Here is a 15,130-nt window from a genome sequence, read left to right on the forward strand (position 1 = left end):
AGTTGTGCCGAATGTTCTGACGACGGACAATGGCTACAGCAAGCTCAAGTCTGAAGTGAACACCAACCTCGACTATATGCCGCGCCACACGGCGTCGATCTGGTGGACCAAGACGTTCGGCCTCGCCGACGCGGCCCAGCTGCGCTTGGGTGGCGGCGTGGTCTATAGTGGCAAGAGCATATCGACCAGCTCGCTCTGGTCGATCATCACCCCGTCTCGCACCACGGTTGATGCTCTGGCGGAGATCAACTGGCAGAGCTGGCGCTTTGCAATCAACGCGACCAACCTGCTCAACAACAAATATTATGCCTCTTGCCTAGCACGCGGCGACTGTTTCGTGGGTGCGCCCCGCAATGTCATGGGCACGGTCGGCTATCGCTTCTGATGCTATGCCTGATGCAATCCGTGCCTCTGCGAAATCGAAGGTACGGATTGCATGAAACGAAACGACAGGCGTCAAATTCTACGGCCAGAGAGTGGGCGCATCGACGCACATTTCTGGCTTTTCGATGTCCGATTCATCATGATGCAGCCGGCTTCGGCAAAATGATCTGAGTGCGCCAATCTATTCTGCCCACTATTTTCGGAGAGTCATCCCGCTAAGCTTCTGATTGTCAGCGGCCATAAAAAGCCGCGGCATGGAAAACAGGAGGGGATGCAGATGAATCATCGTTTTCACGTTGGCCTGGCGGCGCTCGCCACCTGTCTGGCAGGGCAACCCGCGCTGGCGCAGCAAGGTTCGCCCGCGCAATTATCCTCCGATCTCAGCGGAGACATCATCGTTACCGCCCGGCGACAATCCGAACGGTTGCAGGACGTGCCCATTTCGATCATCGCCATTGATGGCGACACCCTGAACGAGCGCAACGTCACGACGCTGAACGACCTGCCCGCAGTGGCCGCCGGTCTGAGCGTCCAGAACACCGCGTCCAACCGCAACGACACCACCTTTTCCATCCGTGGACAAGGCCAGACATTCGGTCAGAACTCGCCAGGCGTCGTCACCTATTTTGCGGATGTGCCCAATTTCGGAAAGCAGTTCTTCGACCTGGAAAATGTGCAGGTCCTCAAGGGGCCGCAGGGCACGCTATTCGGCCGTAACACCACAGGCGGCGCCGTATTGTTCGTGCCGCGCAAGCCCGGCAATGAGTTTTCCGGTTATGTGATCGGGCGTCTTGGCTCCTATGACCGGCACGATCTGGAATTCGCGATGGGCGGTGCGCTCATTCCCGATCAGCTCATGGTTCGCTTGTCAGGACAGATTCTGCGCCGTGATGGGTTCACCAAAAACCTGTTCGACAACTCACGCACGGACAATGAACGCAAAACCTCGTTCCGGGCCAGCGTCGTTATCCAGCCTTTTGAATGGCTGGAGAACTATTTCATCTATCAATATACCCATATCAATGAGGCAGGCTCCGGCGCCGCCATCGCCGGGTTCACGCCAGCTTCTCTCAATCCGAACATTGCCCCACTCGAAGGTCAGTTGACCACCTATCTGGCGGAACAGCTTGCGCGAGGGCCGCGCACAATCAATGTCAATTTCCCATTGGGCAATGGTCTCAAATCCAAGGGTTTCGTCAACACCACGACTGCTAAGATCAACGACAATATTTCGGTCAAGAACATCTTCAGCCGACGCTTGTTCAAGCAGAAGACCGACTATGATATCGACGGCACGCCATTGCCCATTCTGGACGTCAGCAATCCCTATCAATCCGATTTCAATATTGAACGTACCGAAGAAGTGCAACTGCACGGTGAATTCGGTATGCTGACCGGCACGATCGGCTATTATGACGAATATTTCAAGTCGCCGCCCAGCGTTCAGTTCGACACGGTGCAATATGTGCTGGTGCCTTTCGGAGGGCCGATCAGGGCCTTTGCCATCAGCAACAGCAAAAACACCAGCAAGGCGGGTTATGCACAATTCGACCTCCGTCCGACCGACGGACTGACGCTTACCGCTGGTATACGCAGAACCAAGGATTTCCGCTCTTCGACCAGTGCAACGACGCTTGTGCCCTTTCCCGGCGTTGAAATTCCGCTGGGAGGCGCAACGGTCTCAGGCACGTTCAAGGCGACGACCTGGAATCTGAACGCCCTCTATAAGATTAATCGGGATATCAACGTCTACGCATCCGTCCGGAAGGGCTATAAATCCGGTGGATTCAATTCCACTGCGCTTAATCCCGCTGACCGTTTTTTCGCGCCAGAAACCGTTACGGATTATGAGATCGGCCTGAAATCGCAATGGCAGCTTGGCGGGTGGCAGATCAGAGCCAATGTCGACCTGTTCTATGACGACTACAAAAACATCCAGCGTTTCGTGAACCTCAATACGACGCCGGCGTCGACCGTCACCCGGAACGCGGCGGCAGGCAAGATCAAGGGAGTTGACGTCGATCTGGTGGTCAAACCTGCCAAATGGTTCGATGTGGCTGTCAAATATACCTATCTAGATGCTAAATATGACAGCTACACCGACCCTTCGCTTGGCGACCTGAGCAATAGCCGGTTTCCTAATTCGCCCAAGCATCAGCTCAATGTCACGCCGCGCATAACATTGCCTATACCGGAAAGCCTGGGGAACGTGACAGCAACGGCGAATATTTACTATCAAAGCCTGATCGCCTTCGATCCGGTGAACCGCTTTAACGGGAATCCCATAGCGGCGCTCAGCATTCCTGGCTCCATCGCGCCGTCCTATACCAAGATAGACCTGCGTCTCGACTGGCGGCGTATCGCCGGCAGTGGCTTCAGTGCCGCGGTGTTCGCCCGCAACGTCACCGACAAGGACTATATCGTCGGCGGCAATAATCAGCTCCCCACCCAGTTCGGGACGGTTGCCTATCTCTATGGCGAACCGCGCATGTTCGGCGTGGAAGGACGCTTTGAATTCTGATGGAAGGGCGGCGCCGCGGAAGGGGGAACTCGCGGCGCCGATCATAACGCAGTTTAGGAGATGAACATGCAAAAGATCTGTCTTTTTATTTCCTCCGCCCTGGCCATCGCATCCGCGAGTGCCGTGGCGGCGGACAGTCCACCCCCTGCCTCCGCAGAACCCAAGGCGCAATGCAGCGTCGATGCGCTCCAGAAAATCGCGCCCCAGGGCACCAACATCCTGAGCGCCGATCAACTGCAGATGCCGACGCCCTTTTGCAAGATTGTCGGAACCGCCAAGGCGACCAAGCCCGACTCCACGATCAATTTCACTCTCTCGCTGCCCACTAACGAATGGAACGGCCGCTATTATTTCATGGGTCTGGGCGGGGCGGCCGGTTTTATGCCGCCTGCCAACCCCAAGCTGCTTGGCGCGGGCTTCGCCCTAGCCGTGACGGATACGGGACATCAGGGCACGATCCTCGACTGGAGTTTTGCAAAGGATAATCCGACCGCGATGCTGGACCACGCCCATCGGGCCGGTCATGTCACCGCTGTCGCGACGCAGGCTTTGACGCGGGCCTTTTATGGCGCTCAGAAAATGTATCGCTATATGCTCGGCTGCTCGGGCGGCGGCCGGATGACCGAGCAGGCTATCGAACGCTATCCCGACGATTTCGATGGCGCTGTCGTGGGGGCGCCGGGGCTGGGATGGGACCCGTCCTGGTTCACCTGGACCACGCAGCAGATATTCCGCACGCCTAATGCCTGGGTTTCGCCCGCCAAGCTGGCGCTGATCGAGCGGACTGTCATCAAGCAATGTGCGTCACCCAATGGGCTGGTCGCAGACCCCAATAGCTGCGGCTTCGACCCGGCATCCTTGCTGTGCAAAGGAGGCGATGGCCCCAACTGCCTCACCAAGGATGAGGTAGATACCGTCAAGGCGATCGCCCTTGGCCCGCCCGCGGTATATCCCGGTCGGCCGCGTAATGGTTTTGCGCTTACCAATCCTACCGGCTGGACACAGTTCTTCATGGGCGCCACCCGGCCCGTTAAGGGTCAGGCCAATCCCTGGGCACCGTCGCCCCCGACAGCAGGCTACATCATCGCGAACAGCTTCATGCGCGATATGTTCATCCGTGACCCCAAGCTGGACGTGATCGACGGATTCAGTTTCGACAATCCAGCAGACGTCAAGCGGCTGGCCGAAGGCTATGATTGGGCGGACCTGTCCCCCCGTCATCCGGAAAAACTCTCGGCCTTCAAGGCAAAGGGCGGCAAGGTAATCTATTGGCACGGCATCGCCGACCCCGGAATCCCGGTCAGCGAGATCATCACCCATTACAACGACCTTCAACAGTCCGTCCCCGGCAGCAGCGATTTCGCACGGCTGTTTCTGGCACCGGGAACATATCACTGCGGAGGAGGCATGGGACCGCAGGACGTCCCCGACCGCGCACTTGAAAAGCTTATCGCCTGGCGTGAGCGCGACATTGCGCCCGACACTATCGTTGGCACAGGCCCCAGCGTGCCAGAGGGCTTGCCCGAGGGTATGCCTGGACGCCCGGCTCCCGATGCCATGATTTCACCGACCCGCACGGTGTTGATGTGCGCCTATCCCAAAACAGCGAAATTCAACGGACGACCGGGCGATTTCGGTTTCGATGCAGGCAATTACAGCTGCGTCGATCCCAAGTGACCAGCCCCGCAAGGAGAGGATGATGACGATGACAAGGCGGGATTTCGCAAAAGGTGCAGCGGGCGCGACCGCTGGCATATTGGCGCCGGCGGCCGTGAGCGCGGCAGTCCCTGCGGCTGGGAGTAACGATCTCCATTGGGCCACGGCAACCGACCTTCGCGATCGGATCGCGCGCAAGGATGTATCGGTGACGGAGGTTGTGCAGCACTTCCTCGACCGTGCCGACACGCTCGACAAGACGCTTCACGCCTATGCCACGCTCGATCGAGCCGGAGCGCTGGAGCAGGCCAGGGCAGCCGATGCGGCGATTGCCCGCGGCGATCGGTTGGGGGCGCTTCACGGCGTTCCCATCGCGGTCAAGGATCATATTCCGGTTGCAGGCCTTAAAGGACATCAGGCGGGCGATAAGCCTGCCGCGATATCCCGGAATGATCATTTCGGCGTCGAGCGTCTCAGAAAATCCGGTGCTATCATCATGGGCACCAACAGCATGCTCGGCGCAGGCGGCGGCGGCGCGCTGTCAGGCGAAGGCATTTTCAAACCCTTCAACTGGGACGCGGAAGCCCGCAGCCCCTGGGACACCAGCCGTGTGCCCGGCTGGTCGAGTTCCGGCGGCGCAGCAGCCGTGGCCGCCGGCATGCTGCCGGTTGCCATCGGATCGGACGGCGGCGGCTCCACCAGGCTACCGGCAGCCTATAGCGGCGTCGTGGGCATGCATCCGACCGGCGGGTTAATCCCTGAACTCGATTATACCAAGCCACGTCCGCCCGCTGGTATCACGGTCGGTCCGCTCACCCGCAGCGTCCGCGATGCTGCGCTGGTGACACAGGTGATGGCAGGCCCCGATGGCCGCGATCCCTTTTCGATCCAAACCGAGCCCGATGATTTCCTGGCAGGGATCGACAGGGGCGTGAAAGGCATGCGCTTGGCCTGGACCGACGATTTCGGTTTCACAGAGCGCTATGCCGGGCCCGAAAGCGCCCGGGTGATCGCGCTGTGCCGGGCCGAAGCCGCAAAAATGGGTTCGCTCGGCGCCAACGTCGCGGAAACGAAGGAAGTTTGGGATGACATCATGCCCAACCGCATGGCGCAGTGGCTCGCTTTCTACCCGACCGAAGGGTTGCCGCTGCCGCCGCCCGAGGTAATGCAAGCCGGTTTCGAGGCGCGCGGCCGTAACTGGGACCGCTTCCGCAAGCTGTTTGCGACGCATGACCTGATCCTTTCAGCGACATCGCAGCTCATCACCCGCCCGATTGCCGAATGGGAAGCGGGCTGGACCACCGATGGCCCCAAATATCCGGGTGGAAGCTTCATGGGTAGCTATTGCAGCCACACCGATATGTTCAACTGGCTGAAATTCCCCGCCATCTCGGTTCCCTGCGGTTTCGTCGACGGCTTTCCAGTGGGTCTACAGATTGCCGGCCCTCCGGGTAGCGAGGCGAAAATCTTTCGCGCCGCCCAGACCTATCAAGCGGCTTTCCCGCGCAATGAGCGTCCCAAGGTAAGTTAATCATGGCTGGAACTCTCGAAGCAACGACACAAGCCATCAATAGCTATGTCCCGACCGACGCCTATTTTGGCAAACCCTTCATCGACGCGGACGAGATGCGGACCGATCCATTGCCGCATCGCTATGTTCATGGTGGATTTGAGAATAGCGATACCCGGTTCGCGATCTACTTTCCCGAAAAGGATGTATATCGAGGGCGCTTTTTCCAGCCGCTAGGCGGTGGATTGGGTGGCACTGAATTCGCTTTCGTCGGACCGCTGGCAGGCGTGCTCGGCGGAGTTCCCGGTGCCTTTCGTCTGGGCGGCTATATGCTGGAATCCAATCAGGGTCATATCGGCAATGACCTTGATCAGCGCGCAGGCGACGATCCGGGCCTCTATGGCTGGCGGGCCAGCGCGGAATCGGCGCGTTTCGCCAAACATCTCGCCAAGCATCATTATGGCGAAGTGCCGCATCATGGCTATGTCTATGGCGGGAGTGGCGGCGCACGCCGATCCCCCTTGTGTCTGGAAAATGCGCCCGACATTTATGATGGCGCCCTGCCTTTCATGGGCGGCGGCCCCATCGCTCCAGGGAAAGCGGATGAGGCGATTGAAAGCGTGCAGCCCACGGGTTTCGGCGCCATGTTCAATGTTCGTCGCCTGCTCCGCAACAAGCTTGCCAAGGTCATTGATGCGACCGAACCGGGAGGCAGCGGCAATCCGTTCGAGGGGCTGAACGCGCATGAGCGGGAAGCACTGGCCGATCTATATCGTCTCGGTTTTCCCCGAGGCGCGGAATATATGATTGCCCAACCCATGGGTCAGGCCGCCATGTGGTGCTGGAACGCAGCAGTATTCGCACGTCAGGATCCTGGCTATACCCCTGATTTCTGGAGCAAGCCGGGTTATGCGGGACATGACCAGCCGCACCTTTTCGAAGGCGACCGGATTGTGCGGTTCAAGACTGGCGTGGACGAGGCCCGCACCGCGGCCGACATCGCTGCCGAGGTCCATGCTGGCGGCCCGGCGGCCATGGAGGCGAGTTCCTTCATGGCGATCATGTCCCCGCCGGACCGGCAGATTGCTATCCGGCTGGCCGAACAACCTTCCGGCTATCTTCCCGGTGCATCTGTCCGCATACTGAGCGGCGAGGCTGCCGGGCGTCAGCTTTTCGTGACGGGCGTATTCGGTGATACGCTATTGCTCGACGGCTTTGGTGCCGACGGAAATGCAAAGGCGGAAGGGGTCCGGCCGGGCGATCAGGTAGAAGTCGATAATGACGCCTATCTCGCATATTGCTATTGGCACAGGCACCATGTCATCGATGGTGAAAAGGGTTTTGACCAGGTCATCGTCGATGGTAGTCCCATGTTTCCCCAGCGGCCCCGTATCACTGTCCCCAGTCCCTTTGGCGGACATTATTCCGCGCAGTTCAAGGGCAAGCTGCTCTACATGCAGCATACGCACGACACGTCCCTATGGCCGGATCAGGCGATCCTTTATGCCGAAGGCGTTGCCCGTTACGGGGTCAGTACATAGAACGGACCCAGATATACGCTAAGCGCCGACAGCCCCGCTCAGGTGTCGGCAAACACCTGTTTATCGCACATCGCTGACCGCAATTTGCGATTGATGTCGGTTTTCAAAGTCGATGTCAGCTATATGTCAGAGACGATGACAGCCACGACGTTACGGCTCATTCTGCGGCGTTGAGTGCGGGCGTGGTGGGTGCCTCGGTTTTGAGTGCAGCGAGTTCGCGGTAGAGAGTGGATCGGCCAAGCCCAAGCTGCTTCGCCGCCTGCGCCGGACGCACGCCGGCCTCGATCAGCTTGAGCGCCGACGCCAGCTTGTCGGCGTCGAGCGTAGGGCGTCCAGGCACTTTTCCCCGCGCGCGCGCCGCGGCGATGCCGTCGCGGGTGCGCTCGACGATCAGCCGGCGCTCGAAATGCGCGATGGCACCGAACACATGGAACACCAGCTCGCCTGCAGCCGAGGATGTATCGAGCCGTTCCTCCAGCGAACGGAATGCGAGCCCGCGCGCCTTGAACATGTCGACGGTTTCCAGCAGCTCCTTGAGCGATCGGCCGAGGCGATCGAGCCGGACGACGCAGATGATATCGCCGGGTCGGCAGAAGCCAATCAGCTCGTTTAGGCCGGGCCGATCGAAGCTCTTGCCCGAGATCACATCGTCGAACACGCGGATCGCGCCCGCTTCGTCGCGCAACCGGCGACGCTGCACCTCCAGGTCCTGGTCGCTGGTGGAGACGCGGGCATAGCCCAGCACGTCCGGCATCGTGGTGTAACCCCTGTCCCTAATCCGCTCGGTTTGTGGACAAGCGGGCCGGCGCTCGCAAAATCGGGCGCCGACCGTCTCTAAATACTGTCCACAAACCCGCCGTGTCCAGAAAATCTGAACCGCATTTTGTGGACGATTTCTGGATCGCAGCGGATTACCCAGCGCGCCGCCACCTTGGTTCGAGCATGGCAACGGGCGTCGGTCATGTTGCGGAGCCGGCGGATCGACTGACCGGTGCCGCTCGACAGGCGTTCCAGCAAGGCTTGGGGCGGATCGTCCGCGCAGCGGTCAAGATCGCCGACATTGCAGCCAAGGCCATATCGACAGAAGGTCGCTACACCCATGCCGTAGGTGTCGGCCAGTCTGCGGACGTAAGTGTCCAGCCTCTCCAACGGACGCGGTTGCGGATGCAGCGGCCAGCGCGGGCGCGGTAGGTCGCCCATCAGCTCGACTTCATCGAACACGGGGGAAGGACGCTTCGAACAGGGCGCGCCGTTCGTCCGGCCCACGAAAGTCGCACCCTTCAAGCATCACGCGGTCGATCCGTTCGCGTCCATGCAGCAGCGCATGAACCGTCGCGGCAGTGAGCAAGGCCGCGACCTCGCCGATCAGGCCGGTCGATCGGCGCAGCACCATACTGCGTATTTCAGGAGCGTCCGCCAACGCCGATCGTTCGCGCAAAGGCAACGCCCGCTCGAAACTGGCGAGGAGGCGCGCGAACACACCGTCGTCCTGCCATGCCGGTAGCGGGATCGGCTCGAAGCGGTTCTCAAGCTGGTCATCGCTGCGCACCGCGATCTGAGCCTGTTTGGTGCCCAGGCCGACGATCGGGATGCGGAGCGTGTTGCCGAGAAAGCGGAGCATGTTCAGGAATTCGGCGCGGCGACGGTGCGTGCCGGCGAGCAGGTTGTGCAGCTCGTCCACGATCAGCACCCGCACCTCGACCGCGCGCAGAAGGTCGAGTGCATAGCGTTCGAGACGTTCGCCGGGGAGGTTGAACGACACTGGCGCGTTGAGCGCCGTCAGGATCGCACCGTAGAAGCGTCGGACGCTTGGTTCGGTCGGCATCTGCATCACCACGACCGGCACGACTTCGCGCTGGCCGCACGAACTTGGTGACGGCGGATGCAGGCGCCGAAACTTCTCGGCGATCATGCTCTTGCCGTTATTAGTCGGCCCCACGATCAGCAGGTTGGGCGGCCGGACGCGGCCTGGCCCAAATCGGAAGGCGTCGTCGAGCCGCGCCAGGGCCGCTTCCGCGTGGGGATGAGCGATCCACCATTGGCCGTGCATATGCGCCAGGCGCTCCGACGATGGCAGGTCGGCGATAGGGCGGGCAGCGGGCGAGAGATGATCCGGCTCGCCCATCATGCTCACCACTCCTCTACATCGAAAGGCTCGGATGATGCCGTGCCATCGACCGCTCGCACAGGCCAAGGCGAAGCAGGTTCGCTCAACCGTGGGGCGGGATCGGTGATGACACGCAGCCCAAGCCGGCGGGCCTGATTGCGCCGGGTCGTGCGCGTCGCGGTTCGCGCTTGGACCTCGATCTCACGCATCTCCTCGATCCCGGCGAACAGTATGCCTTCGTCTATCTCACTTTGCCGTTGGCGACGCAGGCGGGATCGGGCGAGACGGTGTTCCCATAGCGAGACGGGTGGCCGGGAAAGTTCACGGTAGCCGACTTCGAGATAGCCACCGTCGTCGGGGTCGTGGACATAGATGCGGCTGAGGTCGCGGGGATCGCGGCGGATGAGTATGCGCCGGGGTGGTCCGTCCCGTTCAATCCAGGGCTTCAGCGCATCCGAAAAATAGTGGATGTGGTCGATCACTACCCCGTCGCGCCGCAAGGTCCGCCGGACCACAGGCAGAAAGTCGATCAGGAACGCGCGCGGATCACGCGGCGACGGCGGTGCCAGTCCTTCGGTGGCAAGGGCGCGCACGCCTTCCTGATAGCGTTGTAATGGGGCTTCGCCGTCCAACCCGGCATGGGGACGCAGATGGTAGAGCTTGGCGATGGCGACGGCCAACCATCGTTCCAGCTCGGCGAGCGTCAGGCACGCGGCCTTGTCGCTGTCGTAGCGTCCACGCTGCATGACGTTGGAGAAGGTCGTGCCGGGCAGGCCATGCACCAACTCCATCAGCGTGCCGATCACCCGTTCCACGACACCACCGACCTGCGGTCGCCCGAATGGTCGCCAGTCGATCGTGATGTCGTGCTGGGCGCAGCCGCGTTCCAGAGCTTCGGAGTGGAACTCGGCGGCATTGTCCACGCCGATCTGCCGGGGGCGTCCCATCACCGGCCAGTCCGCATCGACCCCGATAGCTGTCAGCCACGACCGCTTGTCCGACGCGACATGCGCCAGGCACAGCCCGACGCTGGTAGCGGACGGTGCTTCCAGCGTCACGAGGAGGCCGGCGATGCAGCGGCTGAACACGTCGATTGCGACCGTCACCCAGGGGCGGCCGATCGGGCGGCGCTCGATCGGATCGACCAGGATGAGGTCCACTGGCGTATGGTCTATCTGCACCACGTCGAGCGGCGCCTGGGCGGTCACGGTCGATCCCAGCACCGCTTCCGGAACAGCCACGTCACCGCGTCTACGCCGCTCTTCCTGCGACAAAGCCGCGATCCTGCGCCGGACGGTACTCGCCGATGGCGGGCGCACATGCTGGTCGCGGGCGCGCCGGCGAACCTCGACCACGATCTTCTCGGCCGACAGCCGCTGCGGCGTCAGGTACAGTTCGGCTACGGCATCGCGGATCAGGGCCTCGCGGCGCTCCTCGATCCGCCTCTTGCCGCGCCCGCCATCCGATCCGCTGCTGACCAGCGTGGTTACCGTACCGCCGCCCTCGCGGCATTTTCGGAGCAAGCGGTAAACCTGACGCTCGGACACGCCCAAGACGACTGCGGCTGCGCGGGCCTGCTCGCGGGGACAGGCCGGCAGCGCCGCCAGTGGCCGAAGCACCGCCGCACGTCGCTCTGCCTCCTGCCATGACGGCCCGGGAACGAGGCTCAGGTCCGAAGCTGCTTCCGCCAACTGCCGACCTCCACTTCGAGGGAAGTGCAAGCTGCTGACATCGACTCCGATCACCAGCGACGCCGAGTGTGACAAACGCCGGCCCCGCTTAGCAAGCGTTCATTCGGCTTTCGCTGACATTGGCTTCGAAAACTGACACTTTGGTCGGCAATCCTGCGCCTGAATAGTCGACAAACCCTGTCGCTTTGACGTAGTGTACGACAAAGTGGTTTTGAGGGTTTTTCGTACATGCTGGTCGGATATATGCGAGTGTCATCGGCCGATGATCGCCAAACTGTCGATCTTCAGCGCGACGCTCTGGTCGCGGCGGGTGTCGATCCGCGTAATTTGCATACTGATAAGGCATCGGGAGCACGCGACGATCGACCGGGCCTGAAGGACTGCCTCGATTATTTGAGTGCGGGTGATACGCTGATCGTGTGGAAACTCGATCGGCTTGGGCGATCGTTGCCGCATTTGCTGGCGATCGTCACTGACCTGAAGGCGCGTGGCATCGCGTTCCGTTCGCTGACTGAGCAGATGGATACGAACACGCCGCACGGCGAACTGCTATTTTCGCTGTTCGGCGCGCTGGCGCAATATGAGCGCGCGCTGACGCGCGAGCGGGTGATGGCGGGACTGGCGGCTGCAAAGCGTCGAGGGCGCCAGGGTGGACGGCCTCCCATGATCGACACTGAGACCCTTGAACGGATTACTGCCGCGCTTGATGGCGGAGCAAGCAAGGCATCCGTTTGTCGCACCTTCAAGGTGCCGCGTTCGACCTTGATTGGCACTCTTGCCCGGATCGGTTGGGCGCCGCCCGCTAGAGCCTAACCCGATGCCTCGTCGCGCCGTGCTGTCGGACGAGCAACGCATGGCGTTGCTCGCACTTCCCGATGATGAAACCACGCTCGTTCAGCACTGGACGTTGAGTGAGGATGACCTGGCTATCATCGTGCGCCGCAGGCGACCGCATAATCGTCTGGGTTTCGCGATCCAGCTATGCGCGCTGCGCTATCCCGGCCGTTTGCTGCGCCCGGGCGAATTGATCCCCGATACGCCGCTCGCGTTCGTCGCCGAGCAATTGCAGATCGCGCCCGAGGTGCTGGCCGATTATGCGACGCGCGGCCCGACCCGGTACGAACAGCTCGATGCGCTGCGCGAGGGCTTTGGGTTCACACAGTTCAGCCGGCCATTGCGAGCGGCGTTGCAGGAATGGCTGCTGCCGATTGCGCTGACGACGACCAGCGGGGCTGGGCTGGCACGGTCGCTACTAGGCGAGTGCCGACGACGGCGCATCATCGTACCTGGCATCAGTTCGGTCGAACGGATGGTTGCGCAGGCGTTGCTCGACGCCGAGCGCCACGTCGCCGAGCATCTGACCCGAGGGCTGGAGACTGGGCAACGCCGTCTGCTTGACGCCCTTCTTCTGCCTCACGCCGGCACGAACCTCAGCGGCCTCGGATGGGTGCGGCAGCCGCCCGGCAAGCCCGGTCGCAAGACGTTCGCCGTCATCATCCGGCGGCTAGCTCTGCTGCGCGATATCGGGATCGATCCCGATATCGCGGCAGGCATACATCCCGAACGCCTGCGACGCCTCTGTCAGGAAGGGGCTCGGCTGACGGCGCAACATGTCCGGACGCTGCAAGCAACGCGGCGCCGTGCGACGCTGGCGGCAACCGTACTCGAAACCATCGTCACGCTTACCGACGATGCGGTGCTGATGTTCGACCGCCTGCTGGGTCAGATGTTTCGGCGCGAGCAGAACGGTGCAGACACAGCGCTCAAGCGCGACCGGCGCACCATCAATGGTAAAATCCGGCTACTCGCCCGGCTCGGCGATGCCCTGCTCACTGCCAAAGTGTCGGGCGGCGACATCGGCGCCGCGGTCGAGGCCGTAGTTGGATGGGACGATCTCGGCCGTGAAGTCGATGAAGCCCGCAAGCTGATCCGCCCCGATGCCGTCGATCCCGTTACGATCGCCGCTACCAACTACCCCGTCCTCCGACAGGTCGGTCCCTTGTTCATCGCCTCGTTCACGTTCGGAGCGGTCCCGGCCTGCCATACGCTCGCGCGAGCAGTCGCTATCATGCGCGACCTTCATCTCGGTCGCCTGAAAAAACTGCCGCCGGATACGCCGGTTGCCTTCATTCGGCAGGCCTGGCGTCGCGCGATCGGCCCCGGCATTCCCGATCGCAGAGTTTATGAATTTTGCGTCCTGGTCGAGCTTCGGGACAGGCTTCGTGCCGGCGACATGTGGGTCGAGGGAAGCAGACGCTATCGTGCCGTCGAGCAACAGCTTATTCCTGGCCCGGTATTCGCCACCATGCGGGCAGCCGGCCCTTTGCCGATTCCGGCACCTGATACGGCCGATGCCTGGCTAGCCGAACGGCGTACCCGGCTCGCCCGTAGATTGGCAGAGGTCGAGCGAAAAGCGGAGACGGATACGCTGGAAGACGTACAACTCAGCCTCGGCAAGCTGCGGATTTCGCCGTTGAAGGCGGTCACGCCGGCTGAAGCGGATAGCGCCCTTGCGCCGCTTTACGCCCATCTTCCCGCGATCCGCATCACCGATCTCCTTGCTGAAGTCGATCGATGGACCGGATTCAGCCAGTGCTTTACGCATCTGCAAAGCGGTCGGGTTGCCGATGAACCCCGCGCTATCCTCACGGCGGTGCTCGCCGATGCAACCAATCTTGGTCATACGCGCATGGCTGAAGCCTGCAATCTCGTGACCCAACGCCAACTCAGCTGGCTCGCCTCGTGGCATTTACGCGAGGAAACCTACGGTCGGGCTCTCGCCAGGTTGGTCGATGCCCAGCACACCGCGCCACTCGCCGCCCTGTTTGGGGCCGGGACATCGTCCAGTTCGGATGGTCAGAACTTCCCGCTCGATCGCCGTGCCCAGGCGACCGGTGCGGTCAATCCGCACAAGGGCGCGGAGCCTGCCGTCTCCTTCTACAGCCATGTCTCGGATCGCTACGCGCCGTTTCATTCCACCGTCATCTCCGCATCCGCGAGCGAGGCGGCGCAGGTGCTGGACGGGCTGCTCCATCATGGTGCCGATCTGCACATTGAGGAGCATCACGTCGATGGTGGGGGCGTTTCCGACCATGTGTTTGCGCTATGCCATCTACTTGGATTCCGGTTCGCGCCGCGCATCCCTAACATCGCCGCGCGCCGGCTTCACCTGTTCAACGGAATCGAACCTGGCCCAGATATCGCGCCGCTGGTCGCGGGCAGGATCGACGAGGCCCTGATCGCCGCACACTGGGACGACGTGCTGCGCTTGGGCACCTCGATCCGCACCGGCGTCGTGAGTGCATCGATCATGCTGGAACGGCTCGGCTCCTATCCACGGGCCAATGGCCTGGCCTTGGCACTGCGCGAGATCGGCCGCGTCGAGCGCACCCTGTTTACACTCGACTGGATCGAGCAGCCCGAACAGCGGCGCCGCGCAACCCGCGAACTCAACAAGGGTGAGGCCGAAAATGCGCTGAAACGCGCCATCTTTTTCCACCGGATCGGCCGTATCCGCGATCACGCATTGCAAGCCCAGACCCATCGAGCGAGCGCACTCAACCTCGTCGCCGGTGCTATCGTCCTCTGGAATAGGCCCAGTCGGCCCGAAGCTGCGATTTTGGCCATGTTGAAGAACAAAGATTGAACATGGCGATCTACCAGGCTCGCTCTTGTCCTCCAATCTCGTAAACATCGGTCTCGATCGAGCACCTGTAGCTC

Annotated in this window: 9 protein-coding genes and 2 pseudogenes; 7 read left to right on the forward strand and 4 right to left on the reverse strand. The window is 61.7% G+C overall.

The window, feature by feature from the left end; translation table 11 throughout:
- Positions 1-25: 25 nt before the first annotated feature.
- The 5 genes and pseudogenes from LQ220_RS22405 to LQ220_RS22425 form a co-directional block, all read left to right on the forward strand.
- Positions 26-385: pseudogene (locus LQ220_RS22405) on the forward strand (TonB-dependent receptor); the annotation flags it as partial.
- Between the two features lie 276 nt (positions 386-661).
- Complete coding sequence (locus tag LQ220_RS22410; protein ID WP_230190293.1) at positions 662-2,905, forward strand: TonB-dependent receptor; 2,244 nt, start codon at positions 662-664, stop codon at positions 2,903-2,905.
- 66 nt (positions 2,906-2,971) lie between these two features.
- On the forward strand, positions 2,972-4,582 hold the full coding sequence (locus LQ220_RS22415; protein WP_230190294.1) for a tannase/feruloyl esterase family alpha/beta hydrolase: 1,611 nt from the start codon (positions 2,972-2,974) through the stop codon (positions 4,580-4,582).
- 28 nt (positions 4,583-4,610) lie between these two features.
- Positions 4,611-6,092, forward strand: coding sequence for an amidase (locus tag LQ220_RS22420; RefSeq protein WP_230190295.1), 1,482 nt, complete (start codon positions 4,611-4,613; stop codon positions 6,090-6,092).
- Between the two features lie 2 nt (positions 6,093-6,094).
- Positions 6,095-7,612 (forward strand): tannase/feruloyl esterase family alpha/beta hydrolase, encoded by a 1,518-nt coding sequence (locus LQ220_RS22425; RefSeq protein WP_230190296.1) that lies wholly within the window; start codon positions 6,095-6,097, stop codon positions 7,610-7,612.
- A gap of 157 nt (positions 7,613-7,769) precedes the next feature.
- On the opposite strand, the gene LQ220_RS22430 is transcribed toward LQ220_RS22425, so the two are convergent.
- The 4 genes from LQ220_RS22430 to LQ220_RS22445 form a co-directional block, all read right to left on the reverse strand.
- Positions 7,770-8,366: a recombinase family protein gene (locus LQ220_RS22430; protein WP_021245550.1), complete on the reverse strand. Its 597-nt coding sequence runs from the start codon at positions 8,364-8,366 to the stop codon at positions 7,770-7,772.
- Positions 8,367-8,446: 80 nt separating this feature from the next.
- Positions 8,447-8,833: a TniQ family protein gene (locus tag LQ220_RS22435; protein ID WP_021245551.1), complete on the reverse strand. Its 387-nt coding sequence runs from the start codon at positions 8,831-8,833 to the stop codon at positions 8,447-8,449.
- Entirely contained in the window at positions 8,823-9,740 is a 918-nt protein-coding gene (locus LQ220_RS22440) for a TniB family NTP-binding protein (protein ID WP_021245552.1), read from the reverse strand. Before LQ220_RS22440 ends, LQ220_RS22435 begins: the two co-directional genes overlap by 11 nt.
- A 2-nt stretch (positions 9,741-9,742) precedes the next feature.
- Entirely contained in the window at positions 9,743-11,410 is a 1,668-nt protein-coding gene (locus LQ220_RS22445) for a Mu transposase C-terminal domain-containing protein (RefSeq protein ID WP_165890091.1), read from the reverse strand.
- 228 nt (positions 11,411-11,638) lie between these two features.
- Between LQ220_RS22445 and LQ220_RS22450 the strand changes: the two genes are divergently transcribed.
- Positions 11,639-12,223: a recombinase family protein gene (locus LQ220_RS22450; protein WP_020997492.1), complete on the forward strand. Its 585-nt coding sequence runs from the start codon at positions 11,639-11,641 to the stop codon at positions 12,221-12,223.
- A 4-nt stretch (positions 12,224-12,227) separates the two neighbouring features.
- Positions 12,228-15,002 (forward strand): annotated as a pseudogene (locus tag LQ220_RS22455) (Tn3 family transposase); the annotation flags it as partial.
- Between the last annotated feature and the right edge of the window lie 128 nt (positions 15,003-15,130).

Source organism: Sphingobium sp. CECT 9361 (assembly GCF_918741285.1).
Lineage (GTDB): Bacteria > Pseudomonadota > Alphaproteobacteria > Sphingomonadales > Sphingomonadaceae > Sphingobium.